The organism is Rathayibacter sp. PhB152 (assembly GCF_003751395.1).
Classification (GTDB): Bacteria; Actinomycetota; Actinomycetes; order Actinomycetales; family Microbacteriaceae; genus Rathayibacter; species Rathayibacter festucae.
Genome location: NZ_RJUT01000011.1, coordinates 1 through 19136 on the forward strand (window position 1 = coordinate 1; position 19136 = coordinate 19136).

Sequence of the window (19136 nt, forward strand, 5' to 3'; positions counted from 1 at the left end):
GGGCCACCCCCGCCCAACGCCTCGACCAACTCCTCGTTGCAACAACCACTTGACCACAAGGGGTCTCGATACGCCCCTGCGGGGCTACTCGACCAACATGTTCCGCCACCGCCACCGCCACCGCCACCCCAGCGTTCAGCGAGGCCTCTATTACCCGCCGCAGCCGGCGAAGCCGCTGCCCCGCCGCAGCCGGCGAAGCCGCTCACACCCGCACGGCGGGCGAAGCCACTGTCACCCGCACGGCCGGCGAAGCCGCTGCCACCCGCACAGCCGGCGAAGCCGCTGCCCCACCACAGCCGGCGAAGCCGCTGCCCCACCACAGCCGGCGAAGCCGCTGCCCCACCACAGTCGGCGAAGCCGCTGCCCCACCACAGTCGGCGAAGCCGCTGCCACCCCGCCTCGAGTCGAGGCGCGGGCCGGGGAGGTGGTGATCGCAAGGCGGAGGAGGGAGCGATACCGGCGGTATCGCGACCGACGACAACGCCGCGAGCGCCGCCTCCCCGGCCCGCGCCTCAGCGGCGGGTGGCGTCGTCGACTTCGCCGACCAACTCCTCGATGATGTCCTCGAGGAACAGGACGCCAGTCGCGCGGCCCTGCTCGTCGAAGGCGCGCGCGAGGTGGGCGCCGGTGCGGCGCATGATCGCGAGGGCGTCCTCGAGGTCGGTGGCCTCGAAGATCGAGGCGAGCTGGCGGATCCGCTTGGCCGGGATGGGCAGGCGGAACTTGGGCCCTTCGGTGTCGCCGTCGAGGTCGAGGACGTCCTTGAGGTGGATGTAGCCCTCGGGCTGCCCGTCCTCGCCGAGCACGACGTAGCGCGAGAAGCCGTGCTTCGCGACGGCGCGCTCGACGTCGGCGGGCGAGGCTCCGGCGGGGAGGCTGACGATGCCGTCGAGCGGCAGCGCCACGTCGTGCACCTTCTTCTCGGTGAACTCGAACGCGGCGAGGAGGGTGCCGTTGCTGCGCAGGGTGCCCTCGCGGGTCGACTGGTCGACGATCGTCTGCACCTCCTCGAGCGTGAAGGTGCTGTTCGCCTCGTCCTTCGGCTCGACCCGGAAGAGCCGCAGCACCCCGTTCGAGATCGCGTTGAGCGCGACGATGATCGGGCTGATCACGCGGGCGATCGCGACGAGCGGCGGCGCGAGCAGCAGCACGGCGCGGTCCGGCATCGAGAAGGAGATGTTCTTCGGCACCATCTCGCCGAGCACGACGTGCAGGAACGAGACGATCACCAGGGTGATCACGAACGCGACCGTGCCCGAGAACTCGTCCGGGATGCCGACCGCGTGCAGCGGCACCTCGAGCAGGTGGTGGATCGCCGGCTCGCTGACGTTGAGGATCAGCAGTGAGCAGACGGTGATGCCGAGCTGGGTCGTCGCCAGCATCAGGGTGGCGTGCTCCATCGCGGCGAGCGCGGTGATCGCGCTGCGGCGTCCGCTCTCGGCGAGGGGCTCGATCTGGGAGCGGCGCGCGGAGATGACCGCGAACTCCGCTCCGACGAAGAAGGCGTTCGCGGCGAGCAGCACCACGAGCCAGGCGATACCTGCCCAGTCACTCATGGTCGGCCTCCTGGCGTCCTCGGTGCGGCCGGCCCACGTCGGCGAGCGGGTCGGGGATGCCCTCGCCCGCCGCGTCGGGGTCCGGGGTGAAGCGGAGCCGGTCGATGCGCCGGCCGTCGAGCCGCTCGACGCGGAGCGAGCCGCCCTCGACGGGCACCTCGTCGCCGACGGCGGGCAGGCGGCCGAGCTCGCTCATCACGAACCCGGCGACCGTCTCGTACGGCCCCTCCTCGGGGATGACGACGCCGGCGCGGTCGCGGACCTCGTCGGGCCGCAGCATGCCGGGGAAGGTGGTCGAGCCGGGCAGCTTCACGACGTCGGGGCGCGAGCGGTCGTGCTCGTCCGCCACCTCGCCGACGAGCTCCTCCACGAGGTCCTCGAGCGTCGCGACGCCCGCCGTTCCGCCGTACTCGTCGACGACGACGGCGAGCTGGAAGCCGCGGCCGCGCAGCTCGGTGAGCAGCACGTCGAGCTTCATCGTCTCGGGCACGCGGAGCGGCTCCGAGCGCAGCGCGGTGACGGGCACCTCGGAGCGCTTGCCGCGCGGCACCGCGACCGCCTGCTTGACGTGCACGACGCCGACGATGTCGTCGATGTCGTCGTCCGTGATCGGGAAGCGCGAGAGGCCGGTGGTCCGCGCGAGGTCGAGGACGTCCTGCGCGGTGCTGGAGCGCTCGAGCGTGGACAGCCGCAGCCGCGGGGTCATCACGTCGCCCGCGGAGAGCGCGGAGAAGCGGAGGGTGCGCCCGAGCAGGTCGGCCGTGTCCTCCTCGAGCAGTCCGGCGCTCGCGGAGTGCCGCACCAGGCTCGAGAGCTCCTCGGCGCTGCGGGCGCCCGAGAGCTCCTCCTTCGGCTCGATGCCGGCCAGGCGGAGCAGGGCGTTGGCGCTGCCGTTGAGCAGTGCGACGGCGGGGCGGAAGACGGTGGTGAACGCGGTCTGGATCGGCACGACCAGCTTCGCCGTCGCCCGCGGCAGCGCCAGCGCGAAGTTCTTCGGCACCAGCTCGCCGAGGATCATCGACAGCAGCGTCGCGATGACGATCGCGAGCACCGTCATGATCGGCGTCAGCACCTCGTCCGGGATGCCGAGGCCGCCGAACGGCACCCGCAGCAGCGACGACAGCGCCGGCTCCATCGTGTAGCCGGTGAGCAGCGTCGTCAGCGTGATGCCGAGCTGCGCGCTGGAGAGGTGCGTCGAGGTGACGCGGAGGGCGGCGATCGTCATGCCGAGGCGGGTCTCGCCGCGGTCGCGGCGGGCCTCGAGATCGGCGCGGTCGAGGTTGACCAGCGCGAACTCGCTGGCGACGAACACGCCGGTGCCGAGCGTCAGCAGCAGGCCGACGCCGAGCAGGAGCCATTCAGTGCCCACGGGGGTCACCCCCGGTCAGCGGAAGCGGGAGCGGCTGCAGGATCGAGCCCGAGGGGATCGGGGAGATCCGAACGAGCCGGTGCGAGGGCGGATGCGCAGAAGGGGGGTCGTCCATTGTGGCGTCGAGTCTAGCGGCAGCCCGGCTCCGGCAGGGCCCCGCTCAGAGCCACTTCTTGCGCTTGAACACGGCGTAGAGCACGAAGCCGAAGACCAGCATCAGCCCGATCGCCCACGGGTAGCCGAGCCGCCAGTGCAGCTCCGGCATGTCGTCGAAGTTCATGCCGTAGATGCCCGCGACGAGCGTCGGCGCGAAGAGGATCGCGGCCCAGGACGAGATCTTCCGCACCACGTCGTTCTGGGCCAGCCCGGTCTCGGTCTGCCGCCGCGAGACCAGCGTCGAGTGCACGGTCAGCGCCTTGTCCAGGATCGCCCGCAGCGCGTCGACCGCCTCGGTCACCCGGATGGTGTGGTCGAGCACGTCGCGGAGCGAGCGGTGCAGCTCGACGTGGTCGAGCGTCGCGTCGGCGCCCGGGGCCGCGTCCGGCGCCTCGGCGAGCTCGTGCAGCAGCGCCGTCAGCGGCTGCACCGAGCGCTGGAAGTGGATGACCTCGCGGGAGAGCCGGTAAATGCGCTCCGAGAGCCCGTCGTCCGAGCCGTCGCCGAAGAGCTGGTCCTCGATCTCGTCGACGTCGCCCTGGACGCCGTGCACCACCGGCGCGTACTCGTCGACGACCTGGTCGAGGATCGCGTACAGCACCGCCTCCGGCCCGCGGGAGAGCAGCGACGGATCCCCCTCGAGCCGCTTGCGCACCGCCGCCAGGTCCGGCGAGTCGGCGTGCCGGATGGTGACCACGAAGTCCGGGCCGACGAACACGTGCAGCTCGCCGAAGACGACCGTCTCCGCGGAGTCCACGTAGTGCGCCGGCCGGAGCACCACGAAGAGCCCGTCGTCGTAGCGCTCGAGCTTCGCCCGCTGGTGGCCGCTCAGCGCGTCCTCGACGGCGAGCGGGTGCAGCCCGAACTCCTGGGCGACCGCCTCGACCTCCTCGCGGCTCGGGCGGTAGAGCCCGATCCAGGCCATGCCGTGCTCGTCGCGCATCAGCTCGAAGGTGTCCTCGAGCGAGTCGGGGTTCCGGATGCGGTGACCGCCGACGTACACGGCGTTGTCGACGATCGTCATGGGCTCGGTTCTAGCACGCGCGCGCCGGGCACCGGCTGACGGTCACCGGCGAGCGGTCACCAGCTGACCGGCAGCGCCTTGCCCTCCTCGTAGCCCGCCGCCGACTGCAGCCCGACCAGCGCGCGCTCGTGGAACTCGGCGACGCTGCGCGCCCCCGCATAGGTGAAGGAGGAGCGCACGCCCGAGGTGATCATGTCGAGCAGGTCCTCGAGCGAGGGGCGCAGCGGGTCGAGGTAGATCTTCGACGAGGAGATGCCCTCCGCGAAGAGCCGCTTGCGGGCGAGTTCGTAGGCGTCGAGGCGGTCGAAGCGCTCCTGCACGGCCTTGGCCGAGGCCATCCCCCAGCTCTCCTTGTAGATCCGCCCGGCCGCGTCGCTGCGCAGCTCCCCCGGCGCCTCGATCGTGCCGGCGAACCAGGAGCCGATCATCACCGAGGCCGCACCGGCCGCGAGCGCGAGCGCCACGTCGCGCGGGTAGCGCACGCCGCCGTCGGCCCAGACGTGCGCGCCGAGCTCGCGGGCCCGCTCCGCCGTCTCCAGCACCGCGGAGAACTGCGGCCGCCCGACAGCGGTCATCATCCGCGTGGTGCACATCGCGCCCGGGCCGACGCCGACTTTGAGGATGTCCGCGCCCGCGTCGACGAGGTCGTGCACCGCGTCGGCGGTGACGATGTTGCCGGCCGCGATCGGCACGCCGAGCTTCAGCGCCGAGACGGTGCGCAGCGCGCGCAGCATCCCCTCCTGGTGGCCGTGCGCCGTGTCGAGGACGAGCACGTCGACGCCCGCGGCGACGAGGGCGCGCGCTTTGGCCGCGACGTCCCCGTTGATGCCGACCGCCGCGGCGATCCGCAGCCGCCCGTCGGCGTCCAGCGCGGGGTCGTAGATGGTCGAGCGCAGCGCGCCGGTGCGCGAGAGCGTGCCGACCAGCGCGCCGTGGTGCAGCACCGGGGCGAAGTCGAGGTCGGCCGCGACCATCAGGTCGAAGGCGGCGCGCGCGGTGGTGACGTCGTCGGCGTCGATCGAGGCGGAGGCTCCGTGCACGAGGTCCCCGAGCCGGGCGTCCTCCAGGGCGGTGGCGAGCCGCGCGGCGGGGACGCAGCCGAGGATCGTGCCGTCCTCCTCCTGCACCACGAAGCCGTGGCCCGCGACGGCCGGGAGGATCGCGAGCGCCTCCTCGACCGTCGTCGACGGCGAGGCGGTGAGCGCGCCGGAGAAGGCGACCGGCTGGTCCTTCACCCAGCGGATGGCCGCGTCGAGGTGCTGCAGCGGCATGTCCTGCGGCAGGACGCCGAGCCCGCCGCGCCGGGCGAGCGTCGCCGCGAGCCGGGGCCCGGTGACCGAGTTCATGTTCGAGGAGACGATCGGGATGCTGGCTCCGGTGCCGTCACCGGGAGCGAGCGACACGTCGAGCCGGCTGGTCACGGAGGACCGGCCGGGAACGAGGAAGACGTCCGAGTAGGTGAGGTCGCCGGAGGGTGTTCCACCGTAGAAGCGCATGGAGACGACGCTACTCCGGCCCGGCTGGGGACCTTCGCCGGAGGATCCGGGCTAGGCTTGACGACCGGGACGGGACCGGGCGACGACGCCCAGATGCGTGTCGGATGCGACGGTGCCGTCCGGATGATCGAGAACGAATCAACGGAGAGAGTGGGCGATCGGCTGTGTCGAGCCAGTTGACCGGAGCGGGAACAGATCAGGGCTCGGAGGACTTCGGGGCCAACGAGTGGCTGGTGGAGGAGCTGTACGAGCAGTACAGCGCCGACAAGGCCTCGGTGGACGAGTCCTGGTGGCCGATCCTCGAGCGCTACGGCAAGCAGCTCGGCGGTGCCGCACCCGCCGGCGCGGAGGCCCCCTCGGCCGCCGCCCCCGCCGCCCCGGCGAAGGCGCCCGTCGCCGAGCGCGTGTCGACGAGCGCGGGCGGAGCGGTGAGCCACCCGGCCACCTCGGCGACCAGCACGGCGAAGACCACCTCGAAGCAGCCGAAGGCGCAGCCCATCCCGGCCGACGCGCCCGTGAGCAAGCCGGCCGAGCCCGCCGCCGCCGTGGAGGAGGACGTCGTCTCCCCCCTGCGCGGCATGGCCAAGAGCCTCGCCACGAACATGGACGCGAGCCTGTCGATCCCGACCGCCACCAGCGTCCGCACCATCCCGGCGAAGCTGATGATCGACAACCGCATCGTCATCAACAACCACCTGCGGCGCACCCGCGGCGGCAAGGTGTCGTTCACCCACCTGATCGGCTGGGCGCTGATCCGCGCGCTCAAGGACTTCCCGAGCCAGAACGTCTACTACGACGAGCCGGACGGCAAGCCCTCGGTCGTCGCCCCGGCGCACATCAACCTCGGCATCGCGATCGACATGCCCAAGCCCGACGGCACCCGCGCCCTGCTCGTCCCGAGCATCAAGCGCGCCGACACGCTGAGCTTCACCGCCTACCTCGCCGCCTACGAGGACCTCGTCAAGCGCGCCCGCGGCAACAAGCTCGCGGCCGGCGACTTCGCCGGGACCACCCTCTCGCTGACCAACCCGGGCGGCATCGGCACCGTGCACTCCGTGCCCCGCCTGATGAAGGGCCAGGGCTGCATCATCGGCGCCGGCGCCCTCGAGTACCCGGCCGAGTTCCAGGGCGCGTCCGAGAAGACTCTCGTCGAGCTCGGCATCGGCAAGACGATCACGCTGACCTCGACCTACGACCACCGCGTCATCCAGGGCGCCGGCTCGGGCGAGTTCCTCAAGATCGTGCACGAGCTGCTGCTCGGCAAGCGCGGCTTCTACGAGGACATCTTCTCCGCGCTGCGCATCCCCTACGACCCGATCCACTGGTCGACCGACATCGCCGTCGACCTCGCCGAGCGCGTCTCGAAGACCTCGCGGGTGCAGGAGCTGATCAACTCCTTCCGCGTCCGCGGCCACCTGATGGCCGACGTCGACCCGCTGGAGTACGTCCAGCGCTCGCACCCGGACCTCGCCATCGAGAGCCACGGCCTCACCTTCTGGGACCTCGACCGCGAGTTCGTCACCGACGGCTTCGGTGGCTCCCGCCAGCTGAAGCTGCGCGACATCCTCGGCATCCTGCGCGACTCCTACTGCCGCACCGTCGGCGTCGAGTACATGCACATCCAGGACCCCGAGCAGCGCGCCTGGATGCAGCAGAAGCTCGAGCGCGGCTACGAGAAGCCGGGCCACGACGAGCAGCTGCGGATCCTCGGCCGCCTCAACGAGGCCGAGGCGTTCGAGACCTTCCTGCAGACCAAGTACGTCGGCCAGAAGCGCTTCTCGCTCGAGGGCGGCGAGTCGCTGATCGCGCTGCTGGACGCCGTCCTGCAGGGCGCGGCGGACGCGGACCTCGACGAGGTCGCCATCGGCATGGCCCACCGCGGCCGCCTCAACGTGCTGACCAACATCGCCGGCAAGACCTACGGCCAGATCTTCCGCGAGTTCGAGGGCACCCAGGACCCCAAGACGGTCCAGGGCTCGGGCGACGTGAAGTACCACCTCGGCACCGAGGGCACCTTCCGCGGCGCCGGCGGCGAGGAGATCCCCGTCTACCTCGCGGCGAACCCCTCGCACCTCGAGGCCGTCAACGGCGTGCTCGAGGGCATCGTCCGCGCCAAGCAGGACCGCAAGCCGATCGGCACCTTCACCACCCTGCCGATCCTCGTCCACGGCGACGCCGCGATGGCGGGCCAGGGCGTGGTCGTCGAGGGGCTGCAGATGTCCCAGCTGCGGGCCTACCGCACCGGCGGCACGATCCACATCAACATCAACAACCAGGTCGGCTTCACGACCCCGCCGCACGAGGCGCGCACCTCGATCTACTCGACCGACATGGCGAAGACGATCCAGGCGCCGATCTTCCACGTGAACGGCGACGACCCCGAGGCCGTCGTGCACGTCGGCCAGCTCGCGTTCGAGTACCGCCAGCGGTTCAACCGCGACGTGGTCATCGACCTGATCTGCTACCGCCGCCGCGGCCACAACGAGGGCGACGACCCCTCGATGACCCAGCCGCTGATGTACAGCCTGATCGAGGCCAAGCGCTCGGTGCGCAAGCTCTACACCGAGGCACTCGTCGGTCGCGGCGACATCACCGAGGAGGAGTACGACCGGGCGCACCAGGACTTCCAGGACCGCCTCGAGCGCGCCTTCGCCGAGACGCACGCCGCGCAGACCGGCGCGATCCCCGTGATCAGCGCCGACGGCGACTCCGTGGCCGACCTCGAGCTGCCGGACGCGCAGCAGGGCGAGGACTACCCCGGCGAGCCCGAGGTGACCGGCGTCAAGGCCGAGGTGATCACCCGCATCGGCGACGCGTTCACCTCGCCGCCCGAGGGCTTCACCGTGCACCCGAAGCTGCAGCAGCTCCTCACCAAGCGCCAGGAGATGAGCCGCTCCGGCTCGATCGACTGGGCGTTCGGCGAGCTGCTCGCGCTGGGCTCGCTGCTGCTCGAGGACACCCCGGTGCGCCTCGTCGGCCAGGACACCCGCCGCGGCACGTTCGTCCAGCGCCACGCGGTGCTGCACGACCGCGAGAACGGCCAGGAGTGGCTGCCGCTGATGAACCTGTCGGACTCGCAGGCCCGCCTGTGGATCTACGATTCGCTGCTCTCGGAGTACGCCGCGATGGCGTTCGAGTACGGCTACTCGGTCGAGCGGCCCGACTCGCTCGTGCTCTGGGAGGCGCAGTTCGGCGACTTCGCGAACGGCGCCCAGATCGTCATCGACGAGTTCATCTCCTCCGCCGAGCAGAAGTGGGGCCAGCGCTCGTCGCTCGTGCTCCTGCTCCCGCACGGCTACGAGGGCCAGGGCCCGGACCACTCCTCCGCCCGCATCGAGCGCTACCTGCAGATGTGCGCGGAGCGGAACATGACCGTCGCGCGTCCGTCGACCCCGGCGTCGTACTTCCACCTGCTGCGCCGCCAGGCGTACTCGCGGCCGCGCCGCCCGCTGGTGGTCTTCACGCCGAAGGCCATGCTGCGCCTGCGCGGGGCGTCGAGCCCGGTCGAGGACTTCACCTCGGGCCGCTTCGAGCCCGTGATCGACGACGCCCGCATCCAGGACGCGTCGGCCGTGACCCGGGTGCTCCTGCACGCCGGCAAGGTGCACTACGACCTCAAGGCCGAGCTGGAGAAGAAGCCGGACGTCGGCATCGCGCTGGTGCGCGTCGAGCAGTACTACCCGGCGCCGATCGAGGAGCTGCGCGCGATCGCCGCGCGCTACCCGAACGCGGAGTTCGTCTGGGTGCAGGACGAGCCCGAGAACCAGGGCGCCTGGCCGTTCATCGCGCTGAACGTCGCTCCGCAGCTGGACCGGCCGATCCGCGTCGTCTCGCGTCCGGCGGCGGCCTCCCCCGCCGCGGGCTCGGCGAAGCGGCACGCCTCCGAGCAGGCCGACCTGCTGGGCCGCGCACTGCAGCGCTGACCGCCCGGCCGGAGCCGCCCCCTCGGCGGCGGCTCCGGCACGCGGAAAGACCTCCGGCTCGCCGGAACGGGCGGCTCCTGCGAGCCGGGCACGTTCCGGCGAGCCGGAGGTCGTCGAGCAGGGAGTGCTGAGCGCTAGACCCGCGCCGGAGCCGCCGCGTGGCTCGCCTGCGCGTCGCGCAGCATGCCGAGCACCTGAGCGCGGAGGTCCTCCGGCGCCGTCTCCTTGCACGCGCGCTGCACGGCGACGGTCAGCACGACGCCGACCTTCGCCTCACCGGAGCAGTCGGGGCAGTTCGCCATGTGCTCGCGGATGTCGGCGGCGTCCTCCTTGCACAGCTCGTTGTGGAGGTACTCCTCGAGCTCGGCCTTCGCCTTCGTGCAGCCGCAGTCGGTCATTTCGTGCTCCCGGTGGTGAAAGCGGCGCGGATCCCGCGCTCGCGTGCGTAGTCGGTGAGTCGTTCGCGCAACATGCGCCGGCCGCGGTGCAGCCGGCTCATCACGGTCCCGACGGGGGTCTTCATGATGTCGGCGATCTCCTGGTACGAGAAGCCTTCGACATCGGCGAAGTAGACGGCGAGCCGGAAGTCCTCCGGGATCGCCTGCAGGGCCTCCTTGACGGCGGTGTCGGGGAGGTGGTCGATCGCCTCGGCCTCGGCCGAGCGGCTCGAGGTGGCGGTGGTCGACTCGGCGCCGCCCAGCTGCCAGTCCTCGAGCTCGTCGATCGCGCTCTGGTACGGCTCGCGCTGCTTCTTGCGGTACGAGTTGATGAAGGTGTTGGTGAGGATGCGGTAGAGCCACGCCTTGAGGTTCGTGCCCTGCTCGAACTGCTTGAACGCGCCGAACGCCTTCGCGAAGGTCTCCTGGACGAGGTCCTGGGCGTCGGAGGGGTTCTTGGTCATCCGCAGGCCGGCCGCGTAGAGCTGGTCGATGAAGGGCAGCGCCTGCTGCTCGAACAGCGCGCGGAGATCGACCGGAGCGGCGGGAGCGGCGTCGTCGAGAGCCTCCTCGATCGTCTCGGCCTCCTCCGTCGCGGTCGCCTCATCGGCGGTGCTGGGGCGTGTGCTGTCGTCGCGAGTCATCACACGCGATTCTAGGCCGCGGCGCCGGGAGGCGGCCGGTCGGGCCGGCCGGGGTCGCACGAGGTCGATCGTCGCCGTCATGCCTCGCCTCCCGCCTGATCCTGCCGTCGGTCCGTTCGCCGACTACTCTGACAACCGATGGTCTTCTCGCGTTATTCCGCTCCCGAGTTCGATCCGTACGGCGACGCCCGCGCGCTCCCCGGCGAGGAGGACTGGTCCGCGCCGTCCGCCGCCGGCGCCCTCGACGCCGTGGTCGAGCTGCCCGGCTCCAAGTCGCTGACCAACCGCGAGCTCGTCCTCGCCGCTCTGGCCGACGCTCCGTCCGTGCTGCGCGCACCGCTGCACTCGCGCGACAGCGCCCTGATGATCGAGGGCCTGCGCTCGCTCGGCACGACGATCCGCGAGGAGGGCGCCACCGGCTCCTTCGGCGCCGACCTCGTCGTCGAGCCGGCCGAGGAGCTCTTCGGCTCCACGACGATCGACTGCGGACTGGCCGGCACCGTGATGCGCTTCCTGCCGCCGCTCGCCGGGCTCGCGCTCGGGCCGACCACCTTCGACGGCGACGCCTACGCCTACAAGCGGCCGATGGGTGCGACCATCGCCTCCCTCCGCTCGCTCGGCGTCGACGTGGCGGACGACGGGCGCGGCTCGCTCCCCTTCACCGTGCACGGCTCCGGCTCGATCCGCGGCGGCGACGCCGTGGTCGACGCCACCCGCTCGAGCCAGTTCGTCTCGGCCCTCCTCCTCGCGGGGGCCCGGTTCGACGAGGGGCTGCGCCTGACGCACGAGGGCGGCGCCCTGCCGAGCCAGCCGCACATCGACATGACGATCGCCGCTCTCGCGGCCCGCGGCGTGAGCGTCGACGCGTCGACCCCCGGCGCCTGGACGATCGCGCCGCAGCGGATCACCGGTGCCGAGGTCCTGATCGAGCCCGACCTCTCCAACGCCGCGCCGTTCCTGGCCGCCGCGCTCGTCACCGGCGGCACCGTACGGCTCCGGCACTGGCCGGCCGAGACCACCCAGGTCGGCGCGCACCTCGAGCGGATCCTGCCGCTGTTCGGCGCGAGCGTCGAGCGCGACGGCGAGGACCTCGTCGTCCGCGGCGGGGACGAGATCCTCGGCGTCGAGCTCGACCTCTCGGAGGGCGGCGAGCTCGCCCCCGCCCTCGCGGCCCTCGCCGCGCTCGCGAGCGGACCGAGCACGCTGACCGGCATCGGCCACATCCGCCACCACGAGACCGACCGCCTCGCCGCCCTCGCCGCCGAGATCAACGGCCTCGGCGGCTCCGTCACCGAGCTGGAGGACGGCCTGCGGATCGAGCCCGCGCCGCTGCACGGCGGCCGCTGGCGCACCTACTCCGATCACCGCATGGCCCACGCCGGTGCGCTGATCGGCCTGGTCGTCCCCGGCGTCGCGATCGAGGACATCGCGACGACGTCGAAGACCCTGCCGCAGTTCCCCGAGCTCTGGACCGCACTCGCGGGCGGGGTCTGACCCGTGTCGTGGTGGACGGACAGCGGCCTCGACGCCGACGGAGTGCTCGACGACTTCGACGGCTACGACGAGTCGGACGCCCGGGTGCGGCCGAATCCCAAGGGCACCAAGCCGCGGACGAAGAACCGGCCGGCCTACGAGGACGCCGAGATCGCGATGGTCCTCGGCGTCGACCGCGGCCGCTACACGGTGATGATCGGCGACGGCACCCCGGAGGAGCACGAGTTCACGGCGGCGCGCGCCCGCGAACTGCGCAAGCAGGCGATCGTCCCCGGTGACCGCGTCGACGTGGTCGGCGACTCCAGCGGCGACGAGGGCACGCTCGCCCGCATCGTCCGGATCCGCGAGCGGTCGACGCTGCTGCGCCGCAGTGCCGACGACACCGACGCGATCGAGCGGGTGATCGTCGCCAACGCCGACCAGATGGTCTGCGTGGTGGCCGCCGCCGACCCGGAGCCGCGCACCCGGCTGGTCGACCGCTACCTGGTCGCCGCCTTCGATGCCGGCATCACGCCGATGCTCTGCATCACCAAGACCGACCTCGCCGACCCGGCGCCGTTCCTGCGCAACTTCGAGGGCCTCGACCTCCGCGTCTTCCTCTCCAGCCAGGACGAGCCGCCCGTCGACGAGATCGCCGAGGCGCTGCTCGGCCACGAGACCGTCGTGGTCGGCCACTCCGGAGTCGGCAAGTCGACGCTCGTGAACAAGCTCGTCCCCGACGCGCACCGGGCGATCGGCCGGGTCAACACGGTGACCGGGCGCGGCCGGCACACCTCCTCCTCCACCGTCTCGCTGCGCGTCGAGCGCGGCGACCGGCACGGCTGGGTGATCGACACCCCGGGCGTGCGCTCCTTCGGCCTCGGCCACGTGAACACCGACAACATCCTCGGCGCCTTCACCACGCTCGCCGTGCTCGCCGAGGACTGTCCGCGCGGCTGCACGCACCTCCCCGACTCCCCCGACTGCGCGATCATCGAGGCCGTCGAGGGCGGGCTGCTCGGCGCGAGCGGGCCGGAGCGCCTCGACTCGCTCCAGCGCCTCCTGACCACCTTCGCCACCACCGACGGAAGCAGACGATGACCGACACCGCCCTCCCCCCGATCCCCGCCGACGAGCGCCTCGCCGCGGGCGACACCGCCCCGGACTTCACGCTCTCCGACCAGGACGGCACCCCGGTCACCCTCGAGGGCCTGCGCGGCCGCCGCGTCATCCTCTTCTTCTATCCGCAGGCCGACACCCCCGGCTGCACGACCGAGGCGTGCGACTTCCGCGACAGCACCGCGGCCCTGCAGGCCGCCGGCTACGAGGTGCTCGGCGTCTCGCGCGACACCCCGGAGGCGCTGCGCCGCTGGGCGGACGAGCACGGTCTCGCCTACCCCCTGCTGAGCGACCCGGACATGGCCGTGCACCGCGCCTACGGCGTCTGGGGCGAGAAGAACAGCTACGGCAAGACGGTCATCGGCGTCCTCCGGTCGACCTTCGTCGTCGGCCCCGAGGGCGCCCTCGAGTTCGCGCAGTACAACGTGCGCGCCACCGGCCACGTGCAGGCCCTGCGCAAGAAGCTCAAGCTGGCCTGACCCGCCGACGCACGCCGGTGACCGGCGGAATCAACTCCGTCGGTCGCCGCTCGCGGACGGCGTGGGAGACGGCGATGCCGGTGCGGGCTCGGGACTGACGACGTATCGTCCGGTCACCGCACTACGACGCACGGCCCCGACCCGATAGACACCGTTGCCCAGGCTCTGGTACGACGACCGCTTCACGTTCTTCGCCATCAGTCCTCCTCGTCGACAGTCTCGATGGTAGTCGCCGCCTCGGCGAACACCGGTCTGGTCAGGCGTGAACTCCACGCGTCACCGACCCGCGCCAGCGTCTCCCCCCAGAGCAGCTTCGATCCTTCGTACCGGGCTGCAGCCTCGGGCAGCCCGATGGTGAGGACCCCGGCGGTCGCCGTCGGGAGGACCGGATGGGGTGCGGGCAGAGGGAGAGCGAGCACCGACGTCCAGCGGTGGACACCGTCCCGCGGGAGATCCTTGTGCAGCAGAGTGTCGGAGCCGAGGGCCTGCCCGGCGATCCACGGGCTGTCGAAGCCGGTCTCCACCCGCCGAAGACCGTGCCGGTCGAGGAACACCCTGTCCTGCGCCGCCCAGCGCGCGAGCATGACGCGACCGTCCGACAACCACAGACTGAGGTTGAGCACATCGACGTCGAACGCTGACCTGAGGTCGTCAGCATCGACCCGCAACTGCTCGACGTACTCCTGCTGAAGAGGCAGGAACCCCTCGAGGTGGTGGTCCCAGATCTGCGCGATCCGCTCCTGTGGAGCGCGGTAGCCCGGGGAATCGACGTGTCGGAGTTCACGTATCACCTGCGCTGCGTCCGAGAAGTCGTCGAGGAGCACCGGTCGGAGGCCGATGGCAGTCCACTGTCCGCTCAACGCCTTCGCGAGTTCCGCGAACTGCGCCTTCGTGACGTCGAAACCCTGCCGAGCGAGCAGAACAACGGCGGCGTGTTCCTGCGGCGCCTCGGCGAGGGCGGCATGAAGCCATTGGCGCACGTCCGGGTCGCGATAGGACGTCCCGGCAATGATCAGGGCTCCCCGGCCGACAGCCTGCCGGAGGAAGACTGACTGCCAGGAGTCGCGCTCGGCGACCAGATCGAGGAAGTCGGTCAGGGTGAGGACGACGTCTCTCGTCTGCGTCGGACTGACGATCCCGTGGAGATGCCGGACGACGTAGGTCGGGAGACCAGGAGGCACGTCCTCGCCGGTCGCGGCGATGACCGGGTACTCGGTCTCGGCGCGGAGGGCGTGTTCCAGAAGCGTGTCGAAGTTGAGCGTCGCCAGACTCGTCTCGGCCGGGGCACCGCCGAGCGCGTGAGCAACGGCGGCGTAGTGCAGGGGCGAGATCTCGACGGAGGGGATCCCGTCGTAGAGGGCCGCGCGGAGCTTCCGATCCCACGTCGCACCGTACGCTTCGCGCGCCGCTGCGACGGCGATCAGCGGATCCTGCCTGCTCACGACGAGAGCACCTGCCTCGCCGTCCGGCACGACTCCGCTGTCGACGAGGAGACGGACGACGAGTTCGTCCCAGCCGGGAAGTCCTGACGTGGTCGAGGCTCCGGCGCCGAGAAGAAGGGTCGTGTGCTTCTCGGCACCGCAGCCTCGGAGCGAGGCCATGACGGCAGCAGTCAGGTCGGGTGCGCTCATCCGGCCATGCTGGCAGCGTGACGAGCTCGGCCGATGCCTGGCGCGACCGCGGCCGCCCGACGGCGGCTAGAAGCCCTCGTTGAAGCGCGGGGCGTAGTCGGCGCCGAGCGCGTCGAGCTCCTCGGCCGTCAGCTCGAGGTCGACGGAGGCGACCGCGTCCTCGAGGTGCTGCATCTTCGTCGCGCCGACGATCGGCGCGGTCACCGCCTCCTGCTGGCGCACCCAGGCGAGGGCGACCTGCGCGCGCGGGACACCGCGCTCGGTCGCGATCCGCTCGACGGTGCCCGCCGTCCGGCGGTCGGCCTCCTCCTGCTGGTGGTAGAGCGTCTTGCCGTAGAGGTCGGTCTCGGTGCGCGACGTGGTCGCGTCCCACTCACGGGTGAGGCGTCCGCGGGCCAGCGGCGACCACGGGATCACTCCGACGCCCTGGTCGAGGCAGAACGGGTGCAGCTCGCGCTCGTCCTCGCGCTGGATCAGGTTGTACTGATCCTGCATCGAGACGAAGCGGGTCCAGCCGCCGAGGTCGGCGGTGTACTGCCCCTTCGCGAACTGCCACGCCCACATGCTCGACGCGCCGATGTAGCGCGCCTTGCCGGAGCGGACGACGTCGTGCAGGGTCTCCATCGTCTCCTCGATCGGCACCTGCGGGTCCCAGCGGTGGATCTGGTAGAGGTCGACGTAGTCGGTGCCGAGGCGGCGGAGGCTGTCGTCGATCGCGCTGAGGATGTGCCGGCGCGAGAGCCCGCCCCCGTTGGCTCCGGGACGCATGGTGCCGTGCACCTTGGTCGCGATGACGACCTCCTCGCGGACGGCGAAGTCCGCCAGCGCCCGGCCGACGAACTCCTCACTCGTGCCGTCGGAGTAGACGTCGGCGGTGTCGAAGGTGGTGATGCCGAGCTCGAGCGCCCGGCGGAGGAAGGGCCGCGACTCCTCCTCCCCCATGCTCCAGCCGTGCGCGCCGCGGTCGGGGGCGCCGAAGCTCATGCAGCCGAGGATGATCGAGGAGACCTGGAGGCCGCTGAGGCCGAGTCGGGTGGAGTCCATCCTCCGACGCTAGCCCAGTGGCGCCCGCCCGGGGCCGCCGGCTCCGTGAGGCTAGCCCAGCCCGGGATCGCGGCGGGTGGCGGCGACCGTGCTCGGCAGGAAGAGCAGCACCACGGCCAGCAGGGCCGGGGCCAGCAGCGCCCAGCCGATGTCCGGCACGGCGTACTGCCCCTGGAACGCGCCGAGGGCGACGGCCATCATCACCAGCTGGATCGTCAGGGCGGAGGCGCGGATCCAGCTGCGACGCCGGGCAGTGCCCACGGTCGTCGCGGCGACCCAGGCCAGGGCGATGAAGGAGAGCACGACGATCGCGATCCCGCCGCCGATCGAGCCTGCCCGGGTGGTGACGAGCTCGATCACGAGCCACCCTGTGATGCACGCCACGGCAGCGGTCTCCAGCGCCAGAACGGCGACCAGGAGGAGCAGGCCGAGGGGCCGCCGGGCGCTTCCCGGCCTGGTCGGAGGCCGGTTCCCGTCCATGATCACAGCTGCATCCCATCCAGCACTCTTGATTCGAGCCTGCCTCCGTGACAGGCTAGTGCAGTTCGTTTCACCGCTCACAGGGTCGTGGGTAACCGCCGATGTGAACACCCCGATCCTGCCGTGCCGAGGGGCATGCGTGCGAGCGGGGCGATCTCTCGGGAAGAACCGAGCACCGTCCGGTCCCGCACCCGAACCGCCTTGCGCAGCTGCGCAGGGTCTCGTGGCGTGCGCCGGTTCGGGCGCCCGGTGCATACCGATGGTCCAGGCCGTCGGTGTGACTCGATCATCCCACCCGAACACTGCGTGGTTCCTCCACGCACGCTGTCACACAAGGAGCACCCGCATGGACTGGCGCGACAAGGCCGCTTGCCTCACCGCTGACCCCGAGCTTTTCTTCCCGGTCGGCAACACCGGACCCGCGGTCGACCAGATCGAGAAGGCGAAGACGGTCTGCGGTCGCTGCACCGTCACCGAGGTCTGCCTGCAGTACGCCCTCGAGACCGGTCAGGACTCGGGCGTCTGGGGCGGCCTCAGCGAGGACGAGCGCCGCGCCCTCAAGCGCCGCGCCGCCCGCGCCCGCCGCGCCTCGTAGCACCCGCACCGGGACCGCCCGGCACCGCACGACCCCGACCCCCGCTCGCCCTCCGGCAGCGGGGGTCGCGTCGTCCCCGGGGACGCCCGGCGGGAGCCGGGCCCGCGCGGCGCGGACCGGTCCGGCTCGGACCCGTCCGGCTCAGACCCGCGGGCCCTTCAGCCAGCGCAGCGGCACCTCGATGGTCACCTCGGTGCCTCGGCCGACCAGCGTGTGCCAGTCGATCGTGCCGCCGAGCTCGCCCTGGATCAGGGTGCGCACGATCTGCGTGCCCAGACCCGAGCCGACCTTGCCCTCCGGCAGTCCGACGCCGGTGTCGCGCACCTTGACCGTGAGCTCGTCGTCGCCGCGGGTCGCGACGATCTCGACGTCGCCCTCCCGGCCGGCGAGCCCGTGCTCGACCGCGTTGGTGACCAGCTCGGTCAGCGCGAGGGCGAGCGGAGTGGCGTACTCGCTCGGCAGGTCGCCGAAGCTGCCGGTGAACGTGGGGTGCACGGTGGTGTTGTGCGTCGAGGCGACCTCGGCGATCAGCAGCAGCACCCGGTCGAACACCGCGTCGAAGTCGACGTTCTGCGCGAGCCCCTCGGAGAGGGTGTCGTGCACGACCGCGATCGCCGCGACGCGCCGCATGGCCTGCGTCAGCGCCTCGCGGGCAAGGTCGGAGTGGGTGCGCCGGGCCTGGATCCGCAGCAGCGACGCGACGGTCTGCAGGTTGTTCTTCACCCGGTGGTGGATCTCGCGGATCGTCGCGTCCTTGGTGATCAGCTCCCGCTCCTGGTGGCGCAGCTCGGTCACGTCGCGGCAGAGCACGACGGCGCCGACGCGCTCGCCGCGGTCGCGGATCGGGATCGCGCGCAGCGAGACGGTGACGCCGCGGGCCTCGATGTCGGTGCGCCAGGGCGCGCGGCCGGTCACGACCAGCGGCAGAGACTCGTCGATGACGACCTTGCCGGCGACCAGGCCCGTGGTGACCTCGGCGAGCGACTCGCCCTCGAGCTCGTCCGCGAAGCCGATGCGGTTGAACGCCGACAGCGCGTTCGGGCTGGCGAAGGTCGTGATCCCGTCGACGTCGAGGCGGATCAGGCCGTCGGAGGCGCGCGGGGCACCGCGCCGCGGGCCGGTCGGCGCGCCCAGGTCGGGGAAGTCGCCCGAGGCGATCATCGAGAAGAGGTCGTTCGCGCAGTCGTTGAAGGTCAGCTCCTGGCGGCTGGGCGTGCGCGTCTCGCTGAGGTTGGTGTGCCGGGTGACGACCGCGATCGGCTGATCCATGGTCGCGCTGTCGGACCCGCCGAGGCGCCGGATGACCGGCACGGCGCGAACCCGGGTGGGCGTCTCCTCGAACCAGTCCGGGGCCGAGGTGTCGACGATGCGGGCGCTCTCGAAGGCCTCGGCGACCTGGGCGCGCCACTCCGCCTTGATCTTCTGCCCGACGAAGTCGCGGTAGAAGAGGGTCGCCGCACTCGAGGGCCGGGCGTGCGCGACCGCGACGAAGCCGCCCTCGGCGGTCGGCACCCAGAGCACGATGTCGGCGAAGGCGAGGTCGGCGAGGAGCTGGAGATCGCCGACGAGGAGGTGCAGCCATTCGACGTCCGCGTCCGTGGAGCGGCCGTGGGAGAGGACGAGATCACTGAGGGTCGACACCCGACAAGCCTAGGTCCCGTCTTCGCGCGCACCGCACCTGCGGTGCCCCGCGCCCGGTTATCCACAGTC

At 71.7% G+C, this 19136-nt stretch carries 15 protein-coding genes; 5 read left to right on the forward strand and 10 right to left on the reverse strand.

Annotation, left to right across the window (positions count from 1 at the left end; genetic code table 11):
* Nucleotides 1-512 precede the first annotated feature (512 nt).
* The 4 genes from EDF36_RS19645 to EDF36_RS19660 form a co-directional block, all read right to left on the reverse strand.
* Entirely contained in the window at nucleotides 513-1556 is a 1044-nt protein-coding gene (locus EDF36_RS19645; RefSeq protein WP_123444413.1) for a hemolysin family protein, read from the reverse strand.
* The gene (locus tag EDF36_RS19650) at nucleotides 1549-2934 is read right to left on the reverse strand and encodes a hemolysin family protein (RefSeq protein WP_123734313.1); all 1386 of its coding nucleotides are present in this window, start codon (nucleotides 2932-2934) and stop codon (nucleotides 1549-1551) included. The genes EDF36_RS19645 and EDF36_RS19650 overlap by 8 nt, the downstream gene beginning before the upstream one ends.
* A gap of 151 nt (nucleotides 2935-3085) precedes the next feature.
* A complete protein-coding gene (gene corA, locus EDF36_RS19655; RefSeq protein WP_123734314.1) occupies nucleotides 3086-4105 on the reverse strand; it encodes a magnesium/cobalt transporter CorA in 1020 nt (339 codons plus the stop codon).
* Nucleotides 4106-4161: 56 nt separating this feature from the next.
* Entirely contained in the window at nucleotides 4162-5601 is a 1440-nt protein-coding gene (locus EDF36_RS19660) for a GuaB1 family IMP dehydrogenase-related protein (protein ID WP_123734315.1), read from the reverse strand.
* Between the two features lie 164 nt (nucleotides 5602-5765).
* On the opposite strand from EDF36_RS19660, the gene EDF36_RS19665 reads away from it, so the two are divergent.
* Nucleotides 5766-9524, forward strand: a complete 3759-nt coding sequence (locus EDF36_RS19665) for a multifunctional oxoglutarate decarboxylase/oxoglutarate dehydrogenase thiamine pyrophosphate-binding subunit/dihydrolipoyllysine-residue succinyltransferase subunit (RefSeq protein WP_185020576.1) — start codon at nucleotides 5766-5768, stop codon at nucleotides 9522-9524.
* A 134-nt stretch (nucleotides 9525-9658) separates the two neighbouring features.
* Here the strand turns inward: EDF36_RS19665 and EDF36_RS19670 are convergent, their stop codons facing one another.
* Both EDF36_RS19670 and EDF36_RS19675 read right to left on the reverse strand, forming a co-directional pair.
* Nucleotides 9659-9922: a zf-HC2 domain-containing protein gene (locus EDF36_RS19670; RefSeq protein WP_123444408.1), complete on the reverse strand. Its 264-nt coding sequence runs from the start codon at nucleotides 9920-9922 to the stop codon at nucleotides 9659-9661.
* Entirely contained in the window at nucleotides 9919-10605 is a 687-nt protein-coding gene (locus EDF36_RS19675) for a sigma-70 family RNA polymerase sigma factor (protein WP_123734317.1), read from the reverse strand. Before EDF36_RS19675 ends, EDF36_RS19670 begins: the two co-directional genes overlap by 4 nt.
* Before the next feature lie 138 nt (nucleotides 10606-10743).
* On the opposite strand from EDF36_RS19675, the gene aroA reads away from it, so the two are divergent.
* Genes aroA through bcp form a run of 3 tightly spaced genes read left to right on the forward strand, consistent with a single transcriptional unit; the run spans nucleotide 10744 to nucleotide 13676 of the window.
* Complete coding sequence (aroA, locus tag EDF36_RS19680; protein WP_123734318.1) at nucleotides 10744-12099, forward strand: 3-phosphoshikimate 1-carboxyvinyltransferase; 1356 nt, start codon at nucleotides 10744-10746, stop codon at nucleotides 12097-12099.
* Between the two features lie 3 nt (nucleotides 12100-12102).
* Nucleotides 12103-13179 (forward strand): ribosome small subunit-dependent GTPase A, encoded by a 1077-nt coding sequence (gene rsgA / locus EDF36_RS19685; RefSeq protein WP_173250401.1) that lies wholly within the window; start codon nucleotides 12103-12105, stop codon nucleotides 13177-13179.
* Nucleotides 13176-13676: a thioredoxin-dependent thiol peroxidase gene (bcp, locus tag EDF36_RS19690; protein ID WP_123734319.1), complete on the forward strand. Its 501-nt coding sequence runs from the start codon at nucleotides 13176-13178 to the stop codon at nucleotides 13674-13676. The genes rsgA and bcp overlap by 4 nt, the downstream gene beginning before the upstream one ends.
* A 197-nt stretch (nucleotides 13677-13873) precedes the next feature.
* On the opposite strand, the gene EDF36_RS19695 is transcribed toward bcp, so the two are convergent.
* From EDF36_RS19695 to EDF36_RS19705, 3 genes are all read right to left on the reverse strand, one after another.
* Complete coding sequence (locus EDF36_RS19695) at nucleotides 13874-15148, reverse strand: SIR2 family protein (protein ID WP_260300818.1); 1275 nt, start codon at nucleotides 15146-15148, stop codon at nucleotides 13874-13876.
* Nucleotides 15149-15373: 225 nt separating this feature from the next.
* Nucleotides 15374-16351, reverse strand: a complete 978-nt coding sequence (locus tag EDF36_RS19700) for an aldo/keto reductase (protein WP_123734321.1) — start codon at nucleotides 16349-16351, stop codon at nucleotides 15374-15376.
* Between the two features lie 51 nt (nucleotides 16352-16402).
* Nucleotides 16403-16711, reverse strand: coding sequence for a hypothetical protein (locus EDF36_RS19705; protein WP_260300820.1), 309 nt, complete (start codon nucleotides 16709-16711; stop codon nucleotides 16403-16405).
* 466 nt (nucleotides 16712-17177) lie between these two features.
* Between EDF36_RS19705 and EDF36_RS19710 the strand changes: the two genes are divergently transcribed.
* Nucleotides 17178-17426 (forward strand): WhiB family transcriptional regulator, encoded by a 249-nt coding sequence (locus EDF36_RS19710; protein ID WP_056045195.1) that lies wholly within the window; start codon nucleotides 17178-17180, stop codon nucleotides 17424-17426.
* A gap of 141 nt (nucleotides 17427-17567) precedes the next feature.
* Here the strand turns inward: EDF36_RS19710 and EDF36_RS19715 are convergent, their stop codons facing one another.
* The gene (locus EDF36_RS19715; RefSeq protein ID WP_123444403.1) at nucleotides 17568-19067 is read right to left on the reverse strand and encodes a sensor histidine kinase; all 1500 of its coding nucleotides are present in this window, start codon (nucleotides 19065-19067) and stop codon (nucleotides 17568-17570) included.
* Nucleotides 19068-19136: the final 69 nt, after the last annotated feature.